26 protein-coding genes, 1 tRNA gene and 1 riboswitch are annotated in these 25,857 nt (G+C 42.1%); of the genes, 22 read left to right on the forward strand and 5 right to left on the reverse strand.

All coding sequences use genetic code 11. The annotated features are described in order from the left end of the window. The first annotated feature begins 43 nt into the window (after positions 1-43). The 3 genes from purR (at position 44) to pflA (ending at position 3,110) form a co-directional block, all read left to right on the forward strand. On the forward strand, positions 44-871 hold the full coding sequence (gene purR / locus EL140_RS01225; protein ID WP_002874197.1) for a pur operon repressor: 828 nt from the start codon (positions 44-46) through the stop codon (positions 869-871). 66 nt (positions 872-937) lie between these two features. Further along, positions 938-2,194: a diaminopimelate decarboxylase gene (locus EL140_RS01230; protein ID WP_000856543.1), complete on the forward strand. Its 1,257-nt coding sequence runs from the start codon at positions 938-940 to the stop codon at positions 2,192-2,194. A gap of 121 nt (positions 2,195-2,315) precedes the next feature. Then, on the forward strand, positions 2,316-3,110 hold the full coding sequence (gene pflA, locus EL140_RS01235; protein WP_001288281.1) for a pyruvate formate-lyase-activating protein: 795 nt from the start codon (positions 2,316-2,318) through the stop codon (positions 3,108-3,110). A gap of 71 nt (positions 3,111-3,181) precedes the next feature. On the opposite strand, the gene yidC is transcribed toward pflA, so the two are convergent. Together yidC and EL140_RS01245 are read right to left on the reverse strand one after the other, a co-directional pair. Then, positions 3,182-4,111, reverse strand: coding sequence for a membrane protein insertase YidC (gene yidC / locus EL140_RS01240; RefSeq protein ID WP_002875438.1), 930 nt, complete (start codon positions 4,109-4,111; stop codon positions 3,182-3,184). Between the two features lie 77 nt (positions 4,112-4,188). After that, a complete protein-coding gene (locus EL140_RS01245; RefSeq protein ID WP_001174620.1) occupies positions 4,189-4,467 on the reverse strand; it encodes an acylphosphatase in 279 nt (92 codons plus the stop codon). Positions 4,468-4,500: 33 nt separating this feature from the next. Between EL140_RS01245 and EL140_RS01250 the strand changes: the two genes are divergently transcribed. The 11 genes from EL140_RS01250 to EL140_RS01300 all read left to right on the forward strand — a co-directional run bounded on the left by EL140_RS01250 (position 4,501) and on the right by EL140_RS01300 (position 13,290). Continuing rightward, positions 4,501-5,241 (forward strand): TrmH family RNA methyltransferase, encoded by a 741-nt coding sequence (locus EL140_RS01250; RefSeq protein WP_000152688.1) that lies wholly within the window; start codon positions 4,501-4,503, stop codon positions 5,239-5,241. A gap of 54 nt (positions 5,242-5,295) precedes the next feature. Continuing rightward, positions 5,296-5,979 (forward strand): Bax inhibitor-1/YccA family protein, encoded by a 684-nt coding sequence (locus EL140_RS01255; protein ID WP_001076937.1) that lies wholly within the window; start codon positions 5,296-5,298, stop codon positions 5,977-5,979. 109 nt (positions 5,980-6,088) lie between these two features. Next, a complete protein-coding gene (gene asnA, locus EL140_RS01260) occupies positions 6,089-7,081 on the forward strand; it encodes an aspartate--ammonia ligase (RefSeq protein ID WP_000747998.1) in 993 nt (330 codons plus the stop codon). A gap of 64 nt (positions 7,082-7,145) precedes the next feature. After that, the gene (gene rsmD / locus EL140_RS01265) at positions 7,146-7,685 is read left to right on the forward strand and encodes a 16S rRNA (guanine(966)-N(2))-methyltransferase RsmD (protein WP_002874201.1); all 540 of its coding nucleotides are present in this window, start codon (positions 7,146-7,148) and stop codon (positions 7,683-7,685) included. Next, positions 7,675-8,163 carry a pantetheine-phosphate adenylyltransferase gene (gene coaD / locus EL140_RS01270; protein ID WP_001280719.1) on the forward strand — a complete coding sequence of 163 codons (489 nt, stop codon included), beginning with the start codon at positions 7,675-7,677 and terminating at the stop codon, positions 8,161-8,163. The genes rsmD and coaD overlap by 11 nt, the downstream gene beginning before the upstream one ends. Further along, positions 8,147-9,184, forward strand: a complete 1,038-nt coding sequence (locus EL140_RS01275) for a SepM family pheromone-processing serine protease (protein ID WP_000730772.1) — start codon at positions 8,147-8,149, stop codon at positions 9,182-9,184. The genes coaD and EL140_RS01275 overlap by 17 nt, the downstream gene beginning before the upstream one ends. A 55-nt stretch (positions 9,185-9,239) precedes the next feature. Further along, positions 9,240-9,470 carry a DUF1146 family protein gene (locus EL140_RS01280; protein ID WP_002874202.1) on the forward strand — a complete coding sequence of 77 codons (231 nt, stop codon included), beginning with the start codon at positions 9,240-9,242 and terminating at the stop codon, positions 9,468-9,470. 23 nt (positions 9,471-9,493) lie between these two features. Further along, a complete protein-coding gene (gene murA, locus EL140_RS01285) occupies positions 9,494-10,777 on the forward strand; it encodes a UDP-N-acetylglucosamine 1-carboxyvinyltransferase (RefSeq protein ID WP_000411908.1) in 1,284 nt (427 codons plus the stop codon). Then, complete coding sequence (locus EL140_RS01290) at positions 10,764-10,958, forward strand: DNA-directed RNA polymerase subunit beta (protein ID WP_000739701.1); 195 nt, start codon at positions 10,764-10,766, stop codon at positions 10,956-10,958. The genes murA and EL140_RS01290 overlap by 14 nt, the downstream gene beginning before the upstream one ends. Positions 10,959-10,998: 40 nt before the next feature. Then, positions 10,999-11,823 carry a DNA/RNA non-specific endonuclease gene (locus tag EL140_RS01295; RefSeq protein ID WP_000359002.1) on the forward strand — a complete coding sequence of 275 codons (825 nt, stop codon included), beginning with the start codon at positions 10,999-11,001 and terminating at the stop codon, positions 11,821-11,823. Positions 11,824-11,958: 135 nt separating this feature from the next. Then, positions 11,959-13,290, forward strand: a complete 1,332-nt coding sequence (locus tag EL140_RS01300) for a hemolysin family protein (protein WP_000390016.1) — start codon at positions 11,959-11,961, stop codon at positions 13,288-13,290. Positions 13,291-13,423: 133 nt separating this feature from the next. Here EL140_RS01300 and EL140_RS01305 read toward each other — a convergent pair. Further along, positions 13,424-13,494 (reverse strand) — tRNA-Cys (locus EL140_RS01305). A 298-nt stretch (positions 13,495-13,792) separates the two neighbouring features. Between EL140_RS01305 and EL140_RS01310 the strand changes: the two genes are divergently transcribed. The 5 genes from EL140_RS01310 (at position 13,793) to EL140_RS01330 (ending at position 20,277) form a co-directional block, all read left to right on the forward strand. After that, positions 13,793-15,772, forward strand: a complete 1,980-nt coding sequence (locus tag EL140_RS01310) for a peptide ABC transporter substrate-binding protein (RefSeq protein WP_000749706.1) — start codon at positions 13,793-13,795, stop codon at positions 15,770-15,772. A gap of 66 nt (positions 15,773-15,838) precedes the next feature. Continuing rightward, positions 15,839-17,335 (forward strand): ABC transporter permease, encoded by a 1,497-nt coding sequence (locus EL140_RS01315; protein ID WP_000759884.1) that lies wholly within the window; start codon positions 15,839-15,841, stop codon positions 17,333-17,335. After that, on the forward strand, positions 17,335-18,261 hold the full coding sequence (gene oppC / locus EL140_RS01320) for an oligopeptide ABC transporter permease OppC (RefSeq protein ID WP_000103935.1): 927 nt from the start codon (positions 17,335-17,337) through the stop codon (positions 18,259-18,261). Before EL140_RS01315 ends, oppC begins: the two co-directional genes overlap by 1 nt. Before the next feature lie 8 nt (positions 18,262-18,269). Then, positions 18,270-19,337: an ABC transporter ATP-binding protein gene (locus EL140_RS01325; protein WP_000159799.1), complete on the forward strand. Its 1,068-nt coding sequence runs from the start codon at positions 18,270-18,272 to the stop codon at positions 19,335-19,337. A 10-nt stretch (positions 19,338-19,347) separates the two neighbouring features. Beyond that, positions 19,348-20,277, forward strand: coding sequence for an ATP-binding cassette domain-containing protein (locus EL140_RS01330; protein WP_001291310.1), 930 nt, complete (start codon positions 19,348-19,350; stop codon positions 20,275-20,277). Between the two features lie 88 nt (positions 20,278-20,365). On the opposite strand, the gene EL140_RS01335 is transcribed toward EL140_RS01330, so the two are convergent. Continuing rightward, positions 20,366-21,805: a TrkH family potassium uptake protein gene (locus EL140_RS01335; RefSeq protein WP_001043430.1), complete on the reverse strand. Its 1,440-nt coding sequence runs from the start codon at positions 21,803-21,805 to the stop codon at positions 20,366-20,368. Between the two features lie 3 nt (positions 21,806-21,808). Continuing rightward, positions 21,809-23,158: a Trk system potassium transporter TrkA gene (gene trkA, locus EL140_RS01340; protein WP_000706809.1), complete on the reverse strand. Its 1,350-nt coding sequence runs from the start codon at positions 23,156-23,158 to the stop codon at positions 21,809-21,811. Between the two features lie 400 nt (positions 23,159-23,558). On the opposite strand from trkA, the gene EL140_RS01350 reads away from it, so the two are divergent. From EL140_RS01350 to EL140_RS01360, 3 genes are all read left to right on the forward strand, one after another. Then, positions 23,559-24,062: a tRNA (cytidine(34)-2'-O)-methyltransferase gene (locus EL140_RS01350; RefSeq protein WP_000181368.1), complete on the forward strand. Its 504-nt coding sequence runs from the start codon at positions 23,559-23,561 to the stop codon at positions 24,060-24,062. A 40-nt stretch (positions 24,063-24,102) separates the two neighbouring features. Continuing rightward, positions 24,103-24,321, forward strand: a riboswitch (FMN riboswitch). A 153-nt stretch (positions 24,322-24,474) separates the two neighbouring features. After that, positions 24,475-25,038, forward strand: a complete 564-nt coding sequence (locus EL140_RS01355; protein WP_000185813.1) for an ECF transporter S component — start codon at positions 24,475-24,477, stop codon at positions 25,036-25,038. Further along, the gene (locus EL140_RS01360; RefSeq protein ID WP_000653444.1) at positions 25,028-25,678 is read left to right on the forward strand and encodes a phosphatase PAP2 family protein; all 651 of its coding nucleotides are present in this window, start codon (positions 25,028-25,030) and stop codon (positions 25,676-25,678) included. Before EL140_RS01355 ends, EL140_RS01360 begins: the two co-directional genes overlap by 11 nt. Positions 25,679-25,857: the final 179 nt, after the last annotated feature.

The raw sequence follows: 25,857 nt of genomic DNA on the forward strand, positions 1-25,857 counted from the left end.
ATAATGGATAAAATATCAAAATTAAATGGAATGGTAAATAAAAATGAAATTAAGAAGAAGTGATCGGATGGTTGTCATTTCCAACTATTTGATTAATAATCCATACAAACTAACAAGTCTCAATACCTTTGCAGAAAAGTACGAATCTGCTAAATCATCGATTTCAGAGGACATCGTGATTATCAAGCGTGCCTTTGAGGAAATCGAAATCGGCCATATTCAGACTGTGACTGGAGCAGGTGGTGGCGTTATCTTTACACCATCAATTTCGAGTCATGAAGCCAAAGAAATGATCGCAGACTTGCGTGACAAACTTTCAGAAAGCGACCGTATCTTGCCAGGTGGCTACATTTACCTGTCTGATTTGCTTAGTACGCCTGCCATTTTGAAAAATATTGGGCGTATCATTGCCAAGAGCTTTATGGACCAAAAAATCGATGCCGTTATGACAGTAGCAACTAAAGGGGTTCCACTCGCAAATGCAGTTGCCAATGTCCTCAACGTTCCATTTGTCATTGTGCGTCGTGACTTGAAAATTACCGAAGGTTCAACGGTCAGCGTCAACTATGTTTCAGGTTCCAGTGGTGACCGCATTGAGAAAATGTTCCTTTCAAAACGCAGTCTCAAGGCAGGCAGTCGTGTCTTGATCGTGGATGACTTCCTGAAAGGTGGCGGAACGGTCAACGGTATGATTAGTCTCTTGCGTGAGTTCGACTCTGAACTAGCTGGTGTCGCAGTCTTTGCAGACAATGCCCAAGAAGAACGTGAAAAGCAGTTTGATTACAAGTCACTCTTGAAAGTAACCAATATTGATGTCAAGAACCAATCCATCGATGTTGAGATTGGAAATATCTTTGACGAAGACAAATAAGAGATAGAACTAAAGGTTGGAACGATTGTCCCAGCCTTTCTTTGCAAACAGAATAGAAGGATGCTTATGAAAACACCATTTATCAGCCGAGAAGATTTAGAAACAATTGTTGCAGAGTTCCCGACTCCCTTCCACTTGTATGACGAGAAGGGGATTCGTGAAAAAGCAAGAGCCGTCAACCAGGCCTTTTCTTGGAATAAGGGTTTTAAGGAATATTTTGCAGTTAAGGCTACTCCAACCCCAGCCATCTTGAAAATTCTCAAAGAGGAAGGTTGCGGTGTGGACTGTTCTAGTTACGTGGAGCTCTTGATGAGCCATAAGCTGGATTTCCCCGGTTCTGAGATCATGTTCTCTTCTAACAACACGCCTGACAAGGAATATGCCTATGCGCGTGAATTGGGCGCAACCATTAACTTGGATGCCTTTGAAGATATTGAACATCTGGAGCGAGCGGCAGGCATTCCAGAAATCATCTCTTGTCGTTACAATCCTGGAGGAGTTTTTGAGCTAGGAACAGATATCATGGACAATCCTGGGGAGGCTAAGTTTGGGATGACCAAGGACCAGCTTTTTGAAGCCTTTGCCATCTTGAAGGAAAAAGGAGCCAAGACTTTTGGGATTCACTCTTTCCTAGCATCCAATACCGTCACCCATCTCTACTACCCAGAGTTGGCGCGTCAGCTCTTTGAATTGGCTGTTGAAATCAAGGAAAAGTTGGGCATTTCACTAGACTTTATCAATCTTTCCGGCGGAATCGGAGTCAATTACCGCCCAGACCAGGAGCCAAATGACATCGCTGTGATTGGTGAGGGAGTTCGTAAGGTTTATGAGGAAGTCCTCACACCTGCAGGACTTGGTCAGGTCAAGATTTTTACTGAATTAGGCCGCTTTATGTTGGCGCCTCACGGAGCTTTGGTCACAAGAGTCACTCATAAGAAAAAAACCTACCGTACCTATCTGGGCGTGGATGCATCAGCAGTCAACCTCATGCGCCCCGCCATGTATGGAGCCTACCACCATATCACCAATCTGACCCATCCAGATGGACCAGTTGAGGTGGTAGATGTGGTTGGTTCACTCTGTGAAAACAATGATAAATTTGCAGTGAACCGCGAACTACCTCATACAGAAATCGGTGATTTGCTAGTGATTCATGATACAGGTGCACATGGATTCTCCATGGGTTACCAGTACAATGCAAAATTACGCTCGGCAGAAATCCTCTATACCGAAGAAGGAAAAACCCGCCAAATCCGCCGTGCAGAGCGTCCTGAGGACTATTTTGCAACCTTGTATGGTTTTGATTTTGAATCGGATCAGTAAAAGAAATTGAAAATGAAAGTGAAAAACAGATTGCTTTCTAAAAAATAGACAAAAAAACCTTGTTTTTCACCTTACTCGTGATATAATAAAACTATAAAACGGTTTCAAGGAAGGTGACGATATGTCTGAAGAAACAATTGACTATGGACAAGTGACAGGAATGGTGCATTCGACAGAGAGTTTTGGGGCGGTAGATGGCCCTGGGATTCGGTTTATTGTCTTTTTGCAGGGCTGTCACATGCGTTGCCAGTACTGTCATAACCCTGATACATGGGCTATGGAGACCAATAAATCACGTGAACGGACAGTAGACGATGTCTTGACAGAAGCCCTTCGCTACCGTGGTTTCTGGGGAGACAAGGGAGGAATCACTGTTAGTGGTGGAGAAGCCCTCTTACAGATTGATTTCCTAATTGCCCTCTTTACCAAGGCCAAGGAAAAAGGAATCCACTGTACCTTGGATACCTGTGCCCTTCCATTCCGTAACAAACCACGTTATCTCGAAAAGTTTAATAAACTCATGGCGGTGACAGACTTGGTTCTCCTGGATATCAAGGAAATCAATGAAGAACAGCACAAGATTGTCACAAGCCAAACCAATAAAAACATCTTGGCCTGTGCCCAGTACCTATCAGATATCGGGAAGCCTGTTTGGATTCGCCATGTGCTGGTTCCAGGATTGACAGATAGAGATGAGGATTTGATCGAACTTGGTAAGTTTGTCAAGACCCTCAAAAATGTTGACAAGTTTGAAATCTTGCCTTATCACACGATGGGTGAGTTCAAGTGGCGTGAACTTGGAATTCCTTATTCGCTCGAAGGGGTCAAACCTCCAACAGCAGACCGTGTCAAGAATGCCAAGGAATTGATGGATACAGAAAGTTACCAAGATTACATGAAACGTGTTCATGGATAAAAAAGAAGCCTGATGGAGACATCGGGCTTTTGTGATGCAAAAAGACTTAGCCTCTCAGCTAAGCCTTTTTCTTATTTTCTAGAATGTTGTTTACCAGCATTGCGTTTTTTATGTTTCTTATTGGTCATGATCGCAGTTGCTTGGTTTGGAGTGACATCTTTGCGTCCGCCTCCAGTTGAAAACGAACTTGCTTTTGGTGGGTTTTTAGCAAATTCTTCACGAACTTTTTTGCGAAGTTTTGGACGAACAACATAGTTAACGATGAACTGTTGGAGAATCATCATGAAACCACCGACAACCCAGTAAAGCGTCACACTGGCTGGTGCGAAGAAGGAGAAGACGACAATCATGAGTGGACTCACGTAAATCATTCTTTTTAGTTGATCTCTTTGCATCTCGTCTTCTACTCCATGAAGTGAGAGGAGTGATTGGAGATAGTAGAGGATACCAGCGAAAGCGACAAGGAGCAGACTTGGTGAACCAAGATCGATACCCAAGAAGGTAGAGCTAGCTACTCCATCAGTGTATTGGGCTGCAAAGTAGATAGCAGAGAAGAAAGGCATTTGAATGAGGATAGGGAAACATCCTACACCACCGAACATGCTGATGCCATGTTCTTTCTGAGCTGCAAAGAGAGCTTGTTGGGCTTCTAGTTTTTCTTCCTGAGTTGTTGCTTCTTTGAGGCGTGTTTGATGTGGCTCAAGGACATGTTTGAGGGCATTCATCTTTTCAGAGTGAAGCGTTGCCTTCCATGATTGGTAGATACCAAGTGGCAAGATAATCAAACGTACGATAATGGTTACGATAATGATAGCCACACCAAAGCCTAGACCTTTATCAGTAGCGAAGTACTTGATAGCTTCAGCCATAGGTGCTCCGATGGTATTCCAAATCAATCCTGTGGGTTGTCCTGTTGCTTTGTCTACTTGGACACAGCCTGTCAAGACGAGTAGCAAAGCCACTCCCATAGCAGAGAGGGCAAAACGTTTAATAGATTTCAATGTTTTCATTCCTTCTTTAAAAATTATACCTTTCTATTCTACTGTTTTTTTGTAAAATATACAATAGTTCTAGAGACCTAATTTGCGACTTTGAAGTCCGAATAGGATGAAAAGTTGCTCATTTGTACATCTAGATAGGTAACTTTTGAAAAAGGTGTCGGACCTTTTCGGATTTCTTGGATAAATTTTGCCATAGTGGCAGAGGAGTCTGCCTGAGCGAGAATTTCCACTGTGCCATCGTCGTTATTCCAGACACGACCAGTGATGCCACCGATTTCAAGAGCTAAAGTATAAACACCCCAGCGAAAACCAACACCCTGCACCCTGCCTTGGGCAATCATTCTAACCTTTTGCATACCAAACCCCTTTGATTGTGTTATAATATTTCTATGACTATTATAACCTCAAAAGCCAATTCTGTGGTAAAAAATGCCAAGAAATTACATCAAAAAAAATATCGAAAGTCTGCTTATTTGATTGAGGGCTGGCACTTGTTTGAAGAAGCTGTTCAAGCAGGAGTAACGATTGAGAAGATTTTTGCCTTAGAAAGTTACCGAGATCAGCTAGTCGCTTTTCCTCAAACTGTTTGGGTTTCAGAGGAGATTTTGCGAGATTTAGCAGATACGCAAACTCCTCAAGGGATTGTTGCAGTGATTCAAAAAGAAGAAGTGGGACTGCCTGATTTTCGTCAGGGCAAGTATCTATTTTTAGAGGATGTTCAAGACCCTGGCAATGTGGGCACCATGATTCGGACGGCGGATGCCGCAGGTTTTACAGGGGTTATTGTTTCAGACAAGTCAGCAGATATCTACAGTCTCAAGACCCTGCGTTCCATGCAAGGAAGTCATTTTCATTTGCCTATCTATCGTATGCCTCTTGTCAGCTTTGTAGAAGAGGCAAAGAAGAGCAATTTGCCAATTCTAGCAACGACCTTATCGAGAGATTCAAAGGATTATCGTGAGCTTTCTTCACTAGAGAACTTTGTTTTAGTCATGGGAAATGAAGGGCAGGGGATTAGTTCTGTCATGGCTGAGAGTGCTGATCAGCTGGTTCATATAGGCATGAAAGGCCGAGCAGAAAGTCTCAACGTAGCAGTTGCAGCAGGTATATTGATGTTTTATTTCAGCTAATTTTAAAAATCTTTGTTATAATCAAGACATATTTATAGAAAAAGGAGAATCAGAATGAATCAAACGATTGTTCAAGAACGTTCAGGCCTCAATCAATTTTACGCTAAGGTTTACGCCTTTGTGGGCCTTGGGATTGGTCTATCGGCTCTCGTGTCAGCTTTGATGTTGACAGTCTTTCAGTCCCAATTGGTCTACTTTTTAACGCATGGCTCTCTCTGGCTGATGATTGCAGCTTTTGTAGAATTTGTTCTGGTCGTTGTTGCAAGTAGCATGGCTGCCAAAAATAGCCCAGCAGCTCTCCCAGTATTTTTAGTTTATTCTGTTTTAAATGGCTTTACGCTGAGTTTCGTCGTAGCCTTTTATACACCAGGGACCGTCTTGTCAGCCTTTGTATCCAGCGCCCTTCTCTTCTTTGTCATGGCGACAATCGGAATTTTCACCAAGAAAGATTTGAGTGGAATGGGACGAGCTTTGATGGCAGCGCTTGTTGGTCTCATCATTGCCATGGTTGTGAATCTATTTTTAGCCAATAGTTTCTTTGACTACATGATTAGTATTGCCATGGTCTTGGTTTTCTCAGGTTTGATTGCTTGGGACAACCAAAAGATTCGCTATGTTTATGAGCAGTCACGAGGACAAGTCGCGACAGGATGGGTCATCTCAATGGCGCTCAGCATCTACCTAGACTTTATCAACCTCTTCCTTAGCATCTTACGAATCTTTGGTCGAAACGATTAATGAATGTCAGAGTCAGTGTTCAAAAGAGCACTGACTTTTTCTTATTTACTCTTTTCTTTTCTTGGAAATAGGTGTATAATGCTTTTAACTAATTTTTGAGGAGCTGTTTATGAAGAAAAGTTTTATTCATCAACAAGAAGAAATTTCCTTTGTCAAAAACACTTTTACCCAGTATTTGAAAGATAAGTTAGAAGTTGTTGAAGTTCAAGGTCCTATCTTGAGCAAGGTCGGAGATGGGATGCAGGACAACCTGTCAGGTGTCGAAAATCCAGTATCTGTCAAGGTTTTGCAGATTCCAGATGAAACCTATGAAGTCGTTCACTCACTTGCCAAATGGAAACGCCACACCTTAGCCCGTTTTGGTTTCGGTGAAGGTGAAGGTCTTTTTGTTCATATGAAGGCCCTTCGTCCAGACGAAGATTCGCTTGATGCGACCCACTCTGTTTATGTGGACCAGTGGGATTGGGAGAAGGTTATCCCAAATGGTCAACGCAATATCGCCTATCTCAAAGAAACCGTTGAGAAGATTTACAAGGCTATTCGTCTGACAGAGCTAGCCGTAGAAGCCCGCTATGATATCGAATCCATCTTGCCAAAACAAATCACCTTTATCCATACAGAAGAGTTGGTGGAACGCTATCCAGATTTAACACCGAAAGAGCGTGAAAATGCGATCTGTAAAGAGTTCGGTGCAGTCTTCTTGATTGGTATCGGTGGCGAGTTGCCTGACGGAAAACCTCATGATGGCCGTGCACCTGACTACGATGACTGGACAACAGAGTCTGAAAATGGCTACAAGGGGTTGAATGGCGATATTCTCGTTTGGAACGAATCTCTTGGTTGTGCCTTTGAACTTTCATCAATGGGGATTCGGGTAGATGAGGATACCCTTCGTCGCCAAGTGGCTCTTACCGGAGACGAAGATCGTCTTGAGCTGGAATGGCATAAAGCCTTGCTTAACGGTCTTTTCCCACTGACAATCGGTGGAGGTATCGGACAGTCTCGGATGGCCATGTTCCTTCTTCGTAAGAAACACATCGGAGAGGTTCAGACCAGTGTTTGGCCTCAAGAAGTTCGCGATACGTACGAAAATATTTTGTAGAGAATCGAACCGCAAGGTTCGGTTTTCTTTCTCTTTTTTTCTATAATTTGGTATAATAAACGGTATGAAAATCGTATCAGGAATCTATGGGGGGCGTCCTCTCAAGACGCTAGAAGGCAAGACGACGAGGCCGACATCTGATAAGGTGAGAGGAGCTATCTTTAACATGATAGGTCCCTATTTTGAGGGTGGTCGTGTCTTGGATCTCTATGCTGGCAGTGGTGGTTTATCCATTGAGGCAGTCTCGCGTGGGATGTCCCATGCTGTCTTAGTGGAACGGGATCGAAAGGCGCAAGCTATCATCGCTGAAAATATCCAAATGACCAAGGAAGTTTCCAAATTTCAGCTCTTAAAGATGGAGGCTGAACGGGCCTTGGAGCAAGTGAAAGGTCCCTTTGACCTGGTCTTTTTAGACCCTCCCTATGCCAAGGAACAAATCGTTGCAGATATCGAAAAAATGGCAGAAAGAAACCTTTTCTCCGAAGAGATCATGGTTGTCTGTGAAACCGATAAGTCTGTAGAACTCCCAGAAGAAATCGCCTGCTTAGGTATCTGGAAGGAAAAAATATATGGGATTAGTAAGGTGACGGTCTATGTCAGATAAAATTGGATTATTTACAGGTTCATTTGATCCGATGACAAATGGACATCTGGATATCATTGAACGTGCCAGCAAACTCTTTGATAAGCTCTATGTCGGGGTGTTCTACAATCCCCACAAACAAGGTTTTCTCCCTGTTGAAAATCGCAAACGGGCAGTCAAAAAAGCGGTGGCGCATTTAGCTAATGTAGAGGTGCTGGCTTCTCATGACCAACTAGTCGTCGATGTTGCAAGAAGACTGGGGGCTAAGACCCTTGTCCGTGGCTTGCGAAATGCCACCGACTTGCAATACGAGTCTAGCTTTGACTACTACAATCATCAACTGGCTCCAGAAATCGAAACCATTTATCTATATAGTCGCCAGGAGCATCTTTATATTAGCTCTTCAGCCGTGAGAGAACTTCTGAAGTTTGGTCAGGAGATTCAGCAATATGTCCCAAACAGTGTTGTGGAGGAATTAGAACATGAAGAAAAAAACTAGATGGCCCTTATATGTCATCCTAGCACTAGTATTGACTTTTTTAGCCTTTGTAGTACCTTTACCTTACTACATAGAAGTTCCGGGTGGAGCGGAAGATATTCGTCGCGTTTTGAAAGTCAATGAAACAGAAGACACAGAAGCAGGAGCTTACCAGTTTGTAACAGTCGGCATTCGACATGCAACCCTATCGCATCTTGTCTATGCTTGGTTAACACCTTTCACAGATATTAGAAGTGCCAAGGAGACTACGGGTGGCTCTACTGATGCAGAATTTATGCGGATTAATCAGTTCTACATGCAAACTTCTCAAAACATGGCCAAGTATCAAGGATTGAAGACCGCTGGTAAGGATATTGAACTCAAGTATCTGGGAGTTTATGTCTTGACCGTGACGGACAATTCAACTTTTAAGGGCATTCTGAACATAGCAGACACCGTGACGGCTGTTAATGACAAAACATTTGACAGTTCAAAAGACTTGGTCGATTATGTTAATTCTCAACAATTAGGGGATACGGTCAAGGTAACCTATGAGGAAGACGGAAAAGTCAAGTCTGCAGAAGGTAAAATTATCACTCTCGAAAACGGGAAAAACGGTATTGGGATTGGTTTGATTGACCGTACAGAAGTGACCAGTGACGTTCCAATTCGCTTTTCAACAGCTGGTATCGGCGGGCCAAGTGCCGGTCTCATGTTTAGCCTCGCTATTTACACCCAGATAGCAGATCCAGGACTTCGTAATGGTCGCATCGTTGCGGGAACGGGAACTATTGATCGTGATGGGAATGTTGGTGACATCGGTGGAATTGACAAAAAAGTGGTTGCAGCCTCTCGTCAGGGAGCCAACATCTTTTTTGCTCCTGACAATCCAGTCACCGAGGAAGCAAAAAAAGCAGATCCCAATGCGAAAAGTAACTATGAAACAGCCCTAGAAGCTGCTAAAACGATCAAAACGGAGATGAAAATCGTTCCGGTTAAGACCTTGCAGGATGCAATTGATTACCTTAAAAACAATCCCTAATTCGTAGAAAAATTGAAAACTAGCGCGCAAGCGGATAAGATGGTATAATAGTCAAATGGTTCAATTATTATTCACTCTAAGTAGTCATATACTCTTTATTTATTTGAGTTTTTACCTTTTGAAGGATCTTGTGAGATGGGAAAAGGTTTTAAAAGTGACCGCTACTAACACAAAAAAAGTTCGTTTGTTGGTAGGCTTCTTTAGTATTGTGATGGGCTATATCTTGAGTTCATTCTTTATCAGTTTGTACCAACTGTGGCAAGAAACACTTAGAGGACTATTATAAAATCAAAAGTAAAGGAAACAACTATGGAAAAAATTGTGGTTCAAGGCGGAGATAATCGTCTGGTCGGGAGTGTGACGATCGAGGGAGCAAAGAATGCAGTCTTGCCCTTGTTGGCAGCGACTATTCTAGCAAGCAAGGGTGAGACAGTCTTGCAGAACGTCCCAATCTTGTCAGATGTTTTCACCATGAATCAAGTGGTTCGAGGTCTGAATGCCAAGGTGGACTTTGATGAGGAAGCACATGTTGTCGAGGTTGATGCGACTGGTGATATCACTGAAGAAGCTCCATACAAGTATGTCAGCAAGATGCGTGCATCGATCGTCGTCTTGGGACCAATCCTTGCTCGTGTAGGCCATGCCAAAGTTTCTATGCCAGGGGGATGTACCATCGGGAGTCGTCCCATCGACCTTCACCTCAAAGGTTTGGAAGCTATGGGGGCAAAGATAACCCAGACAGCTGGTTACATCGAAGCTAAGGCAGAACGCTTGCGTGGCGCTCATATCTACATGGACTTTCCTAGTGTCGGTGCGACACAAAACCTCATGATGGCAGCGACGTTAGCTGATGGTGTGACGGTCATTGAAAATGCTGCGCGTGAGCCGGAAATTGTTGACCTCGCTATTCTCCTTAATGAAATGGGAGCCAAGGTCAAGGGAGCTGGTACCGAAACCATCACAGTGACTGGTGTCGAGGAACTCCATGGTGCGACCCACAATGTCGTGCAGGATCGTATCGAAGCTGGAACCTTTATGGTGGCGGCAGCTATGACTGGTGGAGATGTCCTCGTTCGTGATGCAGTCTGGGAACACAATCGCCCCTTGATTTCAAAACTACTTGAAATGGGCGTTGAAGTGACAGAGGAGTCAGAAGGCATCCGTGTTCGTTCTCAACTTGAAAATCTCAAGGCTGTTCATGTAAAAACCTTACCACATCCAGGATTTCCAACAGATATGCAGGCACAATTTACAGCTCTGATGACAGTCGCAAAAGGGGAATCCACCATGGTGGAAACGGTGTTTGAGAATCGCTTCCAACACTTAGAGGAAATGCGCCGTATGGGCTTGCATTCAGAGATTATCCGTGACACAGCTCGTATTGTTGGGGGACAGGCTTTACAGGGGGCAGAAGTTCTATCAACGGACCTTCGCGCTAGTGCTGCTTTGATTTTGACAGGTCTGGTGGCGCAGGGAGAAACAGTTGTCGGTAAGTTAGTCCACCTTGATAGAGGTTACTACCGTTTCCATGAGAAATTAGCTCAGCTAGGAGCGAAGATTCAGCGAATCGAGGCAAATGATGAAGAAGAATAAAAACTTACGCTATGTACTCCGTCGTTTACTGTTGATTTTTATCGTACTATTGCTAGGCTTCCTGGCATTAGGAATCGGCTTGATGGTTGGTTATGGCATCCTAGGAAAGGGGCAGGATCCATGGGCAATCTTGTCTCCAGCAAAGTGGCAGGAATTGATTAGCAAATTTACAGGAAATTAGACTGGGAGACCAGCCTTTTTCTAAAGAAATAAGGAGAAAAATGGACAAAAAAACAAGACAAGCTCTGATAGGATTACTTCTATTCTTACTCTTGGCTGCTGGAAGCTACTACATCAAGCAGATGCAGTCAGCACCAAATAACCCTAGAACCAAGGTTAATCAGAAAAAACAAGCTTCAGAAGCACCCAGTCAGGAGTTGGCAGAAAGTGTCTTAACCGAGTCAATCAAAAACCAAATCAAGGGTAATCTCGAGTGGAATGGAGCAGGGGCCTTTGTTGTCAATGGCAATAAAACCAATCTAGATGCCAAGGTTTCAAGCAAACCCTATGCGGATAATAAAACAAAGACAGTGGGAAAAGAAACAGTTCCAACTGTTGCCAATGCCATCTTATCCAAAGCGACTCGGCAGTATAAGAATCGTGAAGAGACTGGAAATGGCTCAACCTCTTGGACGCCACCAGGATGGCATCAGGTTAAGAATCTAAAGGGAACCTACACACATGCAGTTGATAGAGGACACCTGCTGGGCTATGCCTTGATAGGTGGTTTGGATGGTTTTGATGCCTCTACTAGCAATCCCAAGAACATTGCAGTCCAGACAGCTTGGGCCAACCAGGCTCAGGCTGAAGATTCGACAGGTCAGAACTACTATGAGAGTTTGGTCAGAAAAGTCTTGGACCAAAATAAGAGAGTCCGTTATCGGGTGACGCTCCACTATGCGACAAATGAGGACTTAGTTCCATCCGCTTCACAAATCGAAGCCAAGTCTTCAGATGGCGAATTGGAATTCAATGTCCTAATCCCCAATGTTCAAAAGGGAATCCAGCTTGATTACCGAACAGGGCAAGTAACAGTGACAGATTAGAAGTAATAGATACTATAAAAACAGCTCCTTTGTCTTCTAGAGGCAGGGGAGTTGTTGTTTAAATGAAAAATAATGTGAATCCTGAGGGATTTTATGATATAATGGAACACAAGATACTATTTTAGGAGAAGGACTATGGAAGACCCGAGCAGTCAGAATTTGTTGCTACAGTTTGTATTGTTATTTATCTTGACCTTGTTAAATGCTTTTTTCTCAGCCACTGAAATGGCGATGGTGTCACTAAACCGTTCCCGAGTGGAACAAAAGGCAGAAGAGGGAGACAAACGTTACATTCGTTTGTTAAAGGTACTTGAAAATCCTAACCACTTTTTATCAACAATTCAAGTTGGTATCACGTTAATTACCATCTTGTCAGGGGCTAGTTTAGCAGACACTCTAGGACGCGAAATCGCATCTTGGATAGGAAATAGTGAAACAGCTTACGCTATTGCAAGTTTTCTATCTTTAGCGTTTTTGACCTATATTTCTATTGTTTTTGGGGAACTCTATCCCAAGAGAATCGCTCTAAATCTGAAAGATACCTTGGCCATCCGAACCGCACCAGTCATTATTGGCTTGGGGAAAATTGTCAGTCCCTTTGTCTGGTTGTTATCTGCTTCAACCAATCTCTTGAGTCGTTTAACGCCAATGACCTTTGATGATGCGGATGAAAAAATGACTCGAGATGAAATTGAGTACATGTTGACCAAAAGTGAGGAAACTTTGGATGCAGACGAAATCGAGATGTTACAAGGGATCTTCTCTCTAGATGAGCTGATGGCGAGAGAAGTCATGGTTCCTCGGACAGATGCCTTTATGGTGGATATTCAGGATGATAGTCAAACCATTATCCAAAGTGTTCTAAAGCAAAATTTCTCACGTATCCCTGTTTATGATGGGGATAAGGACAATGTGATTGGTTTGATTCATACCAAGCGTTTGCTAAACGCTGCCTATGCAGATGGCTTTGAAAATATTGTCTGGAAGAAGATCTTACAAGATCCACTCTTTGTTCCTGAAACTATTTTTGTGGATGACTTGCTAAAAGAATTGCGAAATACCCAAAGACAAATGGCCATTTTGCTCGATGAATATGGTGGTATGGCTGGTTTGGTAACTCTGGAAGATCTTTTAGAAGAGATTGTCGGTGAGATTGATGACGAGACCGATAGGGCAGAAATCGAAGTCCATCAAATCGGTGAGGACACCTATATTGCACAGGGAACCATGAATCTTAACGACTTCAATAACTACTTTGGTGTCGAACTAGAAAGCGATGATGTGGATACCATCGCCGGTTATTATTTGACGGGTGTTGGTACGATTCCAACCACTGAGAAAATCAGTTACCAACTGGTCAGTCAAAACAAGCAAGTCGTCCTGACCAACGATAAGGTGAAAAATGGACGTGTTACCAAGGTAAAAGTTCAAATCACAGAACTAGAACCTGAAGAAGAAACAGAATAAAGCAGTGACTTGAGTCACTGCTTTTTGTAAATCTAGATGGTAGGTTCAGTTATCCCCACTTATTAGGAATAATAAAAAAGCCCGGTTTTACGAGCTTTTCATTTGGTTAATTCCTGTTAATTCAGGTACTGAAAGGCGGTAGACGGATTTGAACCGACGATCAAGCTTTTGCAGAGCCGTGCCTTACCACTTGGCTATACCGCCTCAACGTTTATTATTATACCTTGAAAATCATTTCCCGTCAATAGTTTCTTATTCTAAAATCCAATTTAGGAAAACAGATGATGATCGAAGAAGTGAGAAAAAGCTTGTAAAAATCCCATTCTAAAGAGGGTCAGACTAGAAAGTATTTCTTGCAGAAACAAACAAAGAATGTAGAAATTTTGACAAATAGAAGTTTTTTGAGGAAATGCGCCTAAATATTCTGAAAATTCGTTTACTTTTTAAAAGATATATGTTATAATTTCCAATAAGCCTAAATTTTTCAAGAGGAGTTAAAAACATGAAAAAAAGTAGAGTATTTGTCGCAGCAGGAATTGCCCTATTAGCAACTGGCGTTTTAGCTGCTTGCGGTTCTTCAAAATCATCTGATTCAACAGCGCCAAAAAATTATGGTTATGTTTATACAGCTGATCCAGAAACGTTGGATTACCTCATTTCAGGGAAACAAAGTACTAAGGTTGCCACTTCAAATGGTATCGATGGTCTTTTCACAAACGATAAGTATGGGAACCTAGTTCCTGCAGTTGCAGAAGACTGGTCCGTTTCAAAAGATGGTTTGACTTATACTTACAAGATTCGTAAAGGAGTCAAATGGATGACATCTGACGGAGAAGAGTACGCAGAAGTTACTGCCAAAGACTTTGTAAATGGTTTGAAACACGCAGCTGATAACAAGTCAGAAGCTCTTTACCTAGCAGAAAATTCTGTTAAAGGTTTGTCTGATTATTTATCAGGCAATTCAAAAGATTTTTCTTCAGTAGGTGTAAAGGCAGTTGATGATTATACTCTTGAGTATACTTTGAACCAACCAGAACCATACTGGAACTCTAAGATGGCTTATTCAATCTTCTGGCCATTGAACGAAGATTTTGAAAAATCAAAAGGAGCTGACTTTGCTAAAGCAACAGACCCTACATCCTTGCTTTACAATGGTCCATTCTTGCTGAAAGGGTTGACTGCTAAGTCTTCTATCGAGTTCGCTAAAAATGAAAACTACTGGGACAAAGACAATGTTCATCTCGATAAAGTTACTCTTGCTTTCTATGATGGATCAGACCAAGAGTCGCTTGAGCGTAACTTTACAAGCGGAGCTTATAGCTATGCCCGTCTCTTCCCTACAAGTTCAAACTACTCTAAGGTAGCAGAAAGCTACAAGGAAAATATCTACTACAATCCATCAGGACCTGGTATTGGTGGTTTGGGTGTGAATATTGACCGTCAAGGATACAAATACACTTCTAAGACAACTGACGAGGAGAAGACTTCTACTAAGAAAGCCCTTCTTAACAAAGATTTCCGTCAGGCTTTGAACTTTGCCTTTGACCGTACGTCTTACTCAGCACAAATTAATGGTAAAGAAGGCGCTCCTCTTGCAGTTCGTAACCTCTTTGTGAAACCTACCTTTGTCTCAGCAGGCGAAAAAACTTTCGGTGACTTGGTAACTGAAAAGATGGCTGCTTATGGTGATGAATGGAAGAACGTAAACTTTGCGGATGGTCAAGATGGACTCTTCAACGCCGATAAAGCTAAAGCAGAATTTGCCAAAGCTAAAACTGCATTGGAAGCAGAAGGTGTGAAATTCCCTATCCACTTGGATATCCCAGTAGACCAAACTTCTAAAGCCTATATTGCACGTATCCAATCCTTCAAACAATCTGTTGAAACAGTACTTGGTGAAGGCAACGTAGTCATTGATATCCAACAAATTTCTAAAGATGAGTTGAACAACATCACTTACTACGCAGCTAGCGCAGCAGCAGAAGATTGGGATCTTTCAGGTGCTGTTGGATGGAACCCTGACTATGAAGATCCATCAACTTACCTTGATATCTTGAAGACAACGAATGCTGAACAAACAAAAACATACATGGGTTACGAAGGTGCAGATAATGCTGCAGCGGCTCAAGTTGGTTTGAAAGAATACGATAAGCTAGTTGATGAAGCTGCTAAGGAAACCAACGACTTGAATGTTCGTTATGAAAAATATGCGGCTGCCCAAGCTTGGTTGACAGATAGCTCACTCTTCTTGCCAGCTATGTCATCAAGTGGTGCTGCACCAATCATTTCTCGTGTTGTACCATTCACAGCATCTTACAGTCAATCTGGAGATAAGGGATCAGACGTATACTTCAAGTATATTCAGTTACAAGATAAGGTTGTAACAAAAGCTGACTATGAACAAGCTCGTGAAAAATGGCTCAAAGAGAAAAAAGAATCAAACGAAAAAGTTCAAAAAGAATTGGCTAACCACGTTAAATAAATAACTCTCAAGAGAACTTTCTCTCCATGAGGAGAAGGTTCTTTTGGGATTTTAAAAGGAAACGATATGAAGAAATATATTTTTATGCGTGTATTGCGTTCATTGTTGTCTATTTTCTTGGTGACAACATTGACCTACACAATTATCTATACGATGGTTCCTCGAAAATTGATTTTCAAGCAGGATACCAACTATAACAAGATTGCAACGACGCCGGACAAGCGGGATAATTATGAAAATACCGTTTATGAGCGGATGGGCTATATCGAGTACTACGATACCAAGGAGTTGCAAGAAAAAGCTAGCACGATAGACTCATCTGTAACAGTAGATGCCAATGATACCAACAAGGCAATCTACGAAAAATACATCAACCAACTAGGAAATGGTTGGACGCTAGGTGTATTCTCAGAAAGTGGTCAATTCTATGCTACGCGTGAAATTCCGATTTTTGAACGTGTTTTCAAATTCTATGCCAACTTGATTGATATTGATCATACAAACAAGATTCAAGACCCTGAAAATCCAAACTTGCAACGCTATCTTCGTTTTGAAAATGACCCTGCTATCGGTTGGTCATTGGTTGGTTCAGGTACAAAACATAAGTATCTTTTGTATTTCAACAACCAATTCCCATTTGTACACCAAAACTTTGTAAACGTTAACTTAGGTGATTCTTACCCAACTTATGCAAACACACCAGTGCTTCAAGTTATCACCCAAGGTCAGGGACAAACTAAGACATCAGAAGTTCAATTCCCTACAGGTAAAAAGACTTCATCTGTAGATATCTACTCTCGTACCTACAAATCACCAAGTCAAGCAGACGCACGTGAGGTGGCAAACTATGGTAAGGACGATCCTTACACGGCTACAGAAAGCAATTACCAATATCCATCTATGATTGCAAGTTCAGCTGTTGCTGGTTTGATTGGTTTGATTATCTCGTATGCTATCGCTATTCCACTTGGATCTGCTATGGCTCGCCACAAGAATACTTGGATTGACAGCTTCTCGACAGGTGCTCTGACCTTCTTGCTTGCCCTTCCAACGATTGCCTTGGTATATATTGTGCGCTTGATTGGATCATCTATCGGTCTGCCAGACTCATTCCCTATCTTGGGGGCTGGAGATTGGCGTTCTTATGTCCTGCCAGCAGTTATTTTAGGTCTATTGGGTGCTCCAAGTACGGCTATCTGGATTCGTCGTTACATGATCGACTTGCAATCTCAAGACTTCGTACGTTTTGCTCGCGCCAAAGGTTTGTCTGAAAAAGAAATTTCAAATAAACACATCTTTAAAAATGCCATGGTTCCTTTGGTTTCAGGTATTCCTGGTGCCGTAATCGGAGTTATTGGTGGTGCAACATTGACAGAAACAGTCTTCGCCTTCCCAGGTATGGGTAAAATGTTGATTGACTCTGTTAAGGCATCCAACAACTCAATGGTAGTTGGTCTCGTCTTCATCTTCACATGTATTTCTATCTTCTCACTCTTTGTAGGAGATATCTGGATGACTATGCTTGATCCACGTATTAAATTGACAGAGAAAGGAGGCAAATAATGTCAACAATCGGAAAAGAAAAATTTCAGTTCGTAAAACGTGACGATTTTGCCTCTGAAACAATTGATGCTCCTGCCTATTCATACTGGGGTTCTGTATTTAGACAATTTCTAAAGAAAAAATCAACAGTCATTATGTTGGGGATTTTGGTTGCCATTATCTTGATGAGCTTTATTTACCCAATGTTCTCAGATTTTGACTTCAACGATGTAAGTAAGGTCAATGACTTTAGTGCTCGTTTTATCAAGCCCAATGCTGAACATTGGTTTGGTACAGATAGCAATGGTAAATCCTTGTTTGACGGGGTTTGGTTTGGTGCGCGTAACTCTATCCTCATCTCTGTAATTGCAACTTTTATCAACCTTGTGATCGGGGTTATTGTTGGTGGAATCTGGGGAATTTCAAAATCTGTAGACCGTGTCATGATGGAAGTTTATAACATTATTTCAAACATTCCATCTCTCTTGATTGTCATTGTCTTGACTTACTCAATTGGTGCTGGTTTCTGGAATTTGATTTTTGCCATGAGTGTGACAACTTGGATTGGGATTGCTTATATGATTCGTATCCAAATCATGCGTTACCGTGACTTGGAATACAACCTTGCTTCCCAAACACTTGGAACACCAACCTTTAAAATCATTGTTAAAAACATCATGCCGCAATTGGTATCTGTTATTGTTTCTACAATGACCTTGATGTTGCCAAGCTTCATCTCTTATGAAGCCTTCCTTTCCTTCTTTGGATTGGGATTGCCTGTAACAGTGCCAAGTTTGGGACGTTTGATCTCAGATTACTCACAAAACGTTACGACCAACGCTTACTTGTTCTGGATTCCATTGACAACCTTGATTTTGGTATCTCTATCTCTTTTCGTTGTTGGTCAAAACCTAGCGGATGCTAGTGATCCACGTACACATAGATAGGAGTAGACATGACAAAAGAAAGTAATGTAATTTTGACTGCTCGTGATATTGTCGTGGAATTTGACGTTCGTGACAAAGTTCTGACGGCTATCCGAGGAGTTTCTCTAGACTTGATTGAAGGAGAAGTTCTTGCCTTGGTAGGTGAGTCCGGTTCTGGTAAATCTGTTTTAACAAAAACCTTTACAGGGATGTTAGAAGACAATGGACGTATTGCCCAAGGAAGCATCGACTATCGTGGACAAGACTTGACTGCTCTTACTTCTAACAAGGAATGGGAGAAGATTCGTGGTGCTAAAATTGCGACCATCTTCCAAGACCCTATGACAAGTTTGGATCCAATCAATACAATCGGTAGCCAAATCACTGAAGTGATCATTAAACACCAAGGGAAAACAGCTAAGGAAGCCAAAGAGATGGCAATCGACTATATGAACAAGGTCGGAATCCCAGATGCTGAAAAACGTTTTGAAGAGTATCCTTTCCAATATTCTGGAGGGATGCGCCAACGTATCGTTATTGCGATTGCCCTTGCCTGTCGTCCAGATATCTTGATCTGTGACGAGCCAACAACGGCCCTTGATGTAACCATTCAAGCGCAAATCATTGATTTGCTTAAAACCTTGCAAAATGAGTACCACTTTACCATTATCTTTATCACCCATGACCTTGGTGTGGTAGCAAGTATTGCCGATAAGGTAGCGGTTATGTATGCTGGGGAAATTGTAGAATACGGTACTGTTGAGGAAGTCTTCTACGATCCACGTCATCCATACACTTGGAGTCTCTTGTCTAGCTTGCCACAGCTTGCTGATGATAAAGGGGAATTGTACTCTATCCCAGGAACACCACCGTCTCTTTATACTGAGTTGAAAGGTGATGCCTTTGCCCTTCGTTCAGATTATGCGATGCAAATTGATTTTGAAGAGAAAGCACCTAAGTTTTCAGTCACTGATACTCACTGGGCTAAGACTTGGTTGCTTCATGAGAATGCTCCTAAAGTTGAAAAACCTGGAGTCATTGCAGATTTGCATGACAAGATTCGTGATAAAATGGGCTTTGCTCATCTAGAAGACTAGGAGGAAGGAAATGTCTGAAAAATTAGTAGAAATTAAAGATTTAGAAATTTCCTTCGGTGAAGGAAGTAAGAAGTTTGTCGCGGTTAAAAACGCCAACTTCTTTATCAACAAGGGAGAAACATTCTCTCTTGTAGGTGAGTCTGGTAGTGGGAAAACAACGATTGGTCGTGCCATTATTGGTTTAAATAATACTAGTAAAGGTGAGATCATCTTTGATGGTCATAAGATTAATGGGAAAAAATCTCATAAAGAATCATCAGACTTGATTCGTCGTATCCAGATGATTTTCCAGGACCCTGCAGCGAGCTTGAATGAGCGTGCAACAGTTGACTATATCATCTCTGAAGGTCTTTACAACTATCACTTGTTTAAAGACGAAGAAGATCGAAAAGAAAAAGTTCAAAAGATGATTCATGAAGTTGGACTTTTGAAAGAACACTTGACCCGTTATCCACACGAGTTTTCTGGTGGTCAACGCCAGCGTATCGGGATTGCCCGTGCCCTTGTGATGGAACCTGATTTCGTTATTGCGGATGAGCCAATTTCAGCCTTGGACGTATCAGTGCGTGCGCAAGTCTTGAACTTGCTCAAGAAGTTCCAAAAAGAGTTGGGCTTGACCTATCTCTTTATCGCGCATGACTTGTCAGTTGTTCGCTTTATCTCAGATCGTATCGCGGTTATCTATAAGGGAGTTATCGTCGAAGTGGCGGAGACAGAGGAGTTGTTTAACAATCCCGTCCACCCATACACTCAAGCACTTCTATCTGCTGTACCGATTCCAGATCCAATCTTGGAACGCAAGAAGGTCTTGAAAGTTTACGATCCTGACCAACATGACTATGAGACAGATAAGCCATCTATGGTAGAAATTCGTCCAGGTCACTATGTTTGGGCTAACCAAGCAGAACTTGCTCGTTACAAGAAAGTTCTTAAAGATTAAACAAATTAGGAGAGGACCGAAAGGTCTTCTCATTTTTAATAGAAAAATTCCCCTTCTACTAGCTTGTAAAAGGGGGATTGTATTGTAATTAACGTTTAGACCAGGTACGGTTCATAAAGAGCAGCAAAATTGGGTATATCTCTAAGCGACCTGCAATCATTGCAAAGGAGAGGAGGATTTTAGAGATGGGACTAAAGATGGCAAAACTCGAGGTTGTGCCTAGAATAGGTCCGATATTGTTAAAACAGCTGAAGACCGCACTGGTCACGACTAGAAAATCATTACTATCAAGACTGACGATAAAGATGAGAGAGAGAATGATCATCATATAGATAGCAAAATATTTAAGAATTTTGTGCTGGGTATCCTTATCAATCACAGTTTTATTGACGTGTAGAGTCAAAACACGGTGAGGAGATAAAGTGGACAAAATCTGATTTTTTGCGATTTTAGAGAGGATAAGTCCTCTGATCACCTTAAGACCACCTGCAGTTGAGCCAGCTGATCCACCGATTCCCATGAGGAAGAGGAGGATAAATTGGGAGAAGAGGGGCCAGTTGGTAATATCTCCGTAACCAAAACCTGTTGTTGTGATGATATTGGAAACTTGGAAGAAGGCCATTTCAACACTTTTAGAGACACCTTGGTAGAGGTGGAGCGTATTAAGCGTAATCAAGCCGGTAGAAACTAGGACAATGATGATATATGCTCGTAGTTCTTCATCTCCAAAGAAAGCCTTAACCCGACGGAGCATGAGGTAGTAGTAGAGATTGAAGTTAACTCCAAAAACCAGAACTCCGATACTAACTAGATAGGTGATGAGTGAGCTACCATAGTGGGCAATTCCGTCGTTATAGACGGTAAAGCCCCCAGTTCCTGCCGTTCCCATAGCGATGACAAAACTATCATAGAGAGGCATGCCTGCTAGGTAGTAGATAACCACAAAAAGGGAGAAGAGAGCCAGATAAAGCAGATAGAGGATCTGGGCAGTGTTCTTTAGTTTGGATACGACCTTACCAAAGACAGGACCAGGGACCTCAGCCTTCATCACCTCCAAGTGACTATTCTTGGCATTGTCCATAATGGCAAGCGCAAAGACGAGTACCCCCATCCCTCCGATCAAGTGGGTGAAACTTCGCCAGAAGAGGAGGGAACGAGTGAGAACGGAAACATCGTTCAGGATAGTTGCTCCTGTAGTCGTAAATCCAGAGCTGATTTCAAAGAAGGCATCAATGACGCTTGGGATTTGTCCTGAAAAGACAAAGGGGAGGCCACCAAAGAAAGACCATAGAATCCAACAGAGAGCAACAATTAAGACCCCTTCCTTGGCATAAATCCGCTGATTTTTCGGTTTCCGTAAAACGCCTAGACCACCGAGAAGGACTAAAATTCCAATCGTAGAAAAGAGAGCGATAAATACTTGACTGGATTCTTGGTAATAGATCGCTACACTAACAGGAACTAAGAGAAGAACAGCCTCAATCAAGAGAAGTTTTGAGAGGAGGTAACGAATCATACTTTTATTCATTTTTTACCTCTCAATCAAATCATAAATTTTGGTGATATTTGGCAATAAGGTCGTCACGAGTAACTTGTCTCCCACCTCAAGCATATCCTCTCCAGTAGGGAAGATTGTTTTTCCTTTTCGGATAATGGCTGCAATGAGAACCCCTTTTTTCAATTTCAACTGTGATAGAGGTTTGGCAGTCATTTTATTAGCTTCCTTGATTTGGAATTGGAGAGTTTCAATTTGACCATTTGCGAGATGGTGCATGGCTTGAAGATCTGAATACTGAGCGTTTACTCGACCACGGATAAAGTGCATAATGGTATCCACTGCGATGCTTTTTGGTGTGATGATACTCGAAAAATCAGGCGCGTGGATAATCTCTAGAAGGCTTGTTCGGTTGACCTTGGTGATATTTTTATGGACGCCAACACGGTCAAGAAACATAGAGGTGATGATATTTTCCTCATCAACCCCAGTCAAGGTTGCGACTGCATCATAGTGGGGAGCACTTTCTTCCAGCAAAATGTCTTTTGCAGTTCCATCTCCTTGGACAATATAGAGATTGGGAAACTTTTCACTGAAGAAACGAGCTCTTTCAGGATTGATCTCGATGACCTTGGTATCAATGCGACTGTCTTTTAAAATGCCGAGAAGATAATAAGCGATCTTTCCAGCTCCAACGATAAGCAAGCTTTTCACTGCACGAGATTTAAAATAGTTATGGAAAAGCATCATATCTACACGATTTCCCGTAACAAAAATCCTATCCTTGTCTTGGATAGTAACATCACCACTTGGGATCATAAGTTGATGATCTCTCTCCATAGCACAGACAATAATATTCCCAAATTTTTTACGGAAGTCTGAGATTGGCATTTGACAAAGACCGCTAGAATCCTTGACAACAAACTCCATGAGACTGACCCGACCTCCAGCAAATCGTTCGACAGAGAGGGCATTAGGGAAATCAATGATATTTGAAATCGCACGCGCTGCTAGGAGTTCTGGGTTAACGATAAGTGAGAATCCAAGAATATTTTTCTCTTTAAAATAGGCATTGGAGTATTCAGGATTTCGTACCCGAACGATGGTTTCTTTAGCGCCCATTTTTTTAGCAAGTACCGCTGAAATCATATTCACTTCATCGTATTCGGTTAGAGCAATAAAGATATCACACTCTTGAACACCGGCTTGCTCCAAGATGGCAAAGTCAGCACCATTTCCAAGGAGACCTATGATATCAAAGCGACTGACAATGTGATTGAGGACAGCCTCATCTTGTTCGATGAGGACAACGTCATGGTTTTCTGCAACCAGTGAACGACAGAGGGCGAAACCAACTTTCCCTCCACCAACAAGGACAATTTTCATATAAAAACCTACTTTTTCATGATGTAACTATCATACCCTTTTTTAGCAAAAAATGCACTTGCTAAGGCGATTTTTAGGGGAAGAAAGGCCTTTTTCAAGTTTTTGAAGCTACATTTGTTTAACTTCTATAACGATGTCTCCGATTTGAAGTGATTTGGTTCTTTTACCATACCTTTTCAGAAAGGGAATGACCAAACATGAAAGTATCATCAAAAAAAGTAAAAAAATCAAGTCGTTTCTATTGACAATGATTCTGAAAGTGTTATACTAAGGAAGTAGTTTCGCTGATTTACTTCAAACCTGTTGTGAGGTAAGTTAACGATGCCTTAACCACGCTGTTTGCTGAGCTTGACTCCGGGCAGTGTGGCTATTTTTTTGCAATGATAAAAGGAAGCCAGTCATGACAAATCACATTGTATTATTTGAACCTCAGATTCCACAAAATACAGGTAACATTGCGCGTACTTGCGCTGCGACCAATTCTCCCCTCCACATCATCAAACCGATGGGATTTCCGATTGATGATCGGAAGATGAAGCGGGCTGGTTTGGACTACTGGGATAAGCTTGAGATTTATTTTTATGACAGTTTGGAAGATTTCATGTCTCAGATGAAGGGTAAACTCTATCTGATTTCGAAATTTGCGGAAAAGGTTTATTCTGAGGCGAATTTGGCAAGTAGCGAAGACCATTATTTTCTCTTTGGACGTGAAGACAAGGGCTTGCCTGAGGACTTTATGCGAGAACATCCTGAGAAAGCCCTCCGTATTCCTATGAATGATGAACATGTCCGCAGTCTCAATGTTTCCAATACCGTCTGCATGATCGTCTACGAAGCACTCCGTCAGCAAAATTTTGCAGGTCTTGAGCTTGTTCACACCTATGAAGCAGATAAATTGAAATAATCAAAATGCTTGCACTTGCAAGCGTTTTTTGTTATGATAAAGGGGTCTTCAGGGCTGGGTGTAATTCCCGACCGGCGGTGACTTTAACTAGCTATTTTGGCTTACTCTTCGTTGTCTTGTCTCGATATACTTTAAGTATTATCTTCGACTGCGACGCCTAGATTAATCCAAAATATCTTAGTTAAAGAAGTCCGCGAGCGCAAGCTGATGTGGTGCGATTCCACAACCGACAGTATAGTCTGGATGGGAGAAGACGAAAGAATGGCTTTGTCTGTTCTGATGAGTTTATAGATGAATTGCAACCGCTTGCTCAAAAGAGTGAGAGGGAACTTTTGGGATATAAAAAGTGAGAATAGATAGAGGGATCCTTTCCAACTTCTTCTGATTTTATAGAAAATTGGAGGAACCTGTTATGACAAACACACGTCGAATTTCGACCATTGCGATTTTATCAGCCATTTCATTTGTGCTGATGTACTTTGACTTTCCGCTCTTGCCAGCGGCGACCTTCCTCAAGATCGAGTTTAGTATCTTGCCAGTCCTTGTGGGCTTGGTGGTCATGGACTTGCCTGCTGCTCTCGGGATTCTCTTGTTGCGATCACTCTTGAAGTTGCTTCTCAATAGCCAGGGAGTGAATACTTACATTGGCTTGCCAATGAATATCGTAGCCTTGGGAGTTTTTGTTATCGCTTTTGGTTTGATTTGGAAAAAGGAACGTAGCACCCTTCGTTTCCTACTAGCATCTCTAGCGGGAACTGTCGGATTGACTGCGGCTATGTTGGTGCTCAACTATGTCTATGCTGTTCCTTTGTACGCGAAGTTTGCCAACTTTGATATTGGAAAAATTTTGGGACTTTCCAACTACCTAATGACTATGGTATTACCTTTTAACTTGATTGAGGGTGTAATCTTTGCCGTTTCATTCTGGTTGTTATACGTCCTCTTGAAACCAACCTTAAAACATTATGAAAGATAAGCAAACATTTTTAATGAAGGGCAGTTTTGCCCTTTTACTTTTCGTCCTTCTTGGCTATATGGTTAAGTTCTATCCTGAAACGCTGGTCGGTTTTGATCAACCGATTCAGACTGCTATTCGTGGGGACTTGCCAGATTATTTGACAGTTCTATTCCGTGCGCTTACGCATTTGATTGATATCCCAGTGATTATCACCTGGGTTGCCATCGCAGCCTTTATCTTTTATCGTAAGCAGTGGAAGATAGAAAGCTACTTCATGGCGGGTAATCTAGCCTTAGCCGGTCTTTTAATCGTGACCTTTAAAAATATCTACCAGCGCCCACGGCCAGCTATTTTACACTTGGTAGAGGAGAAGGGATTTTCTTTTCCAAGTGGCCATTCTCTGGCAGTGACGCTGATGGTAGGGACCTTGATTGTCATTCTCAGTCAACGAATTAAAGATCCGGTTTGGAGAAAAATTGCGCAAATCGTCCTTGGCTTCTACCTAGTCAGTGTGCTGCTATCTCGGGTCTATCTGGGAGTTCACTACCCATCAGATGTTCTTGCCAGTTTCTGTGTGGGCTTGGGAGTCTTATTTATCGAATTTCCTTTCTATGACAAGCTTCGCTTCCAATGGCGATTTAAAGGCAAGCAGAAGTGAGATAGGTCTTGCAAGAATGGTAAAAATCTGATAAACTAAGTAGTAATTGAATAGGAATCCGCAAGACTAGTAACTCAAGGAAAGTATATCAGGGAGGAGAGCCGTGACTGCAAGCTCTCTATATGAAAGCTGGGTGAATTCACTTGCGCATGGATTTAGAAATGAAGGTCTGACTTGTC

Source organism: Streptococcus oralis ATCC 35037 (genome assembly GCF_900637025.1).
Taxonomy (GTDB): domain Bacteria; phylum Bacillota; class Bacilli; order Lactobacillales; family Streptococcaceae; genus Streptococcus; species Streptococcus oralis.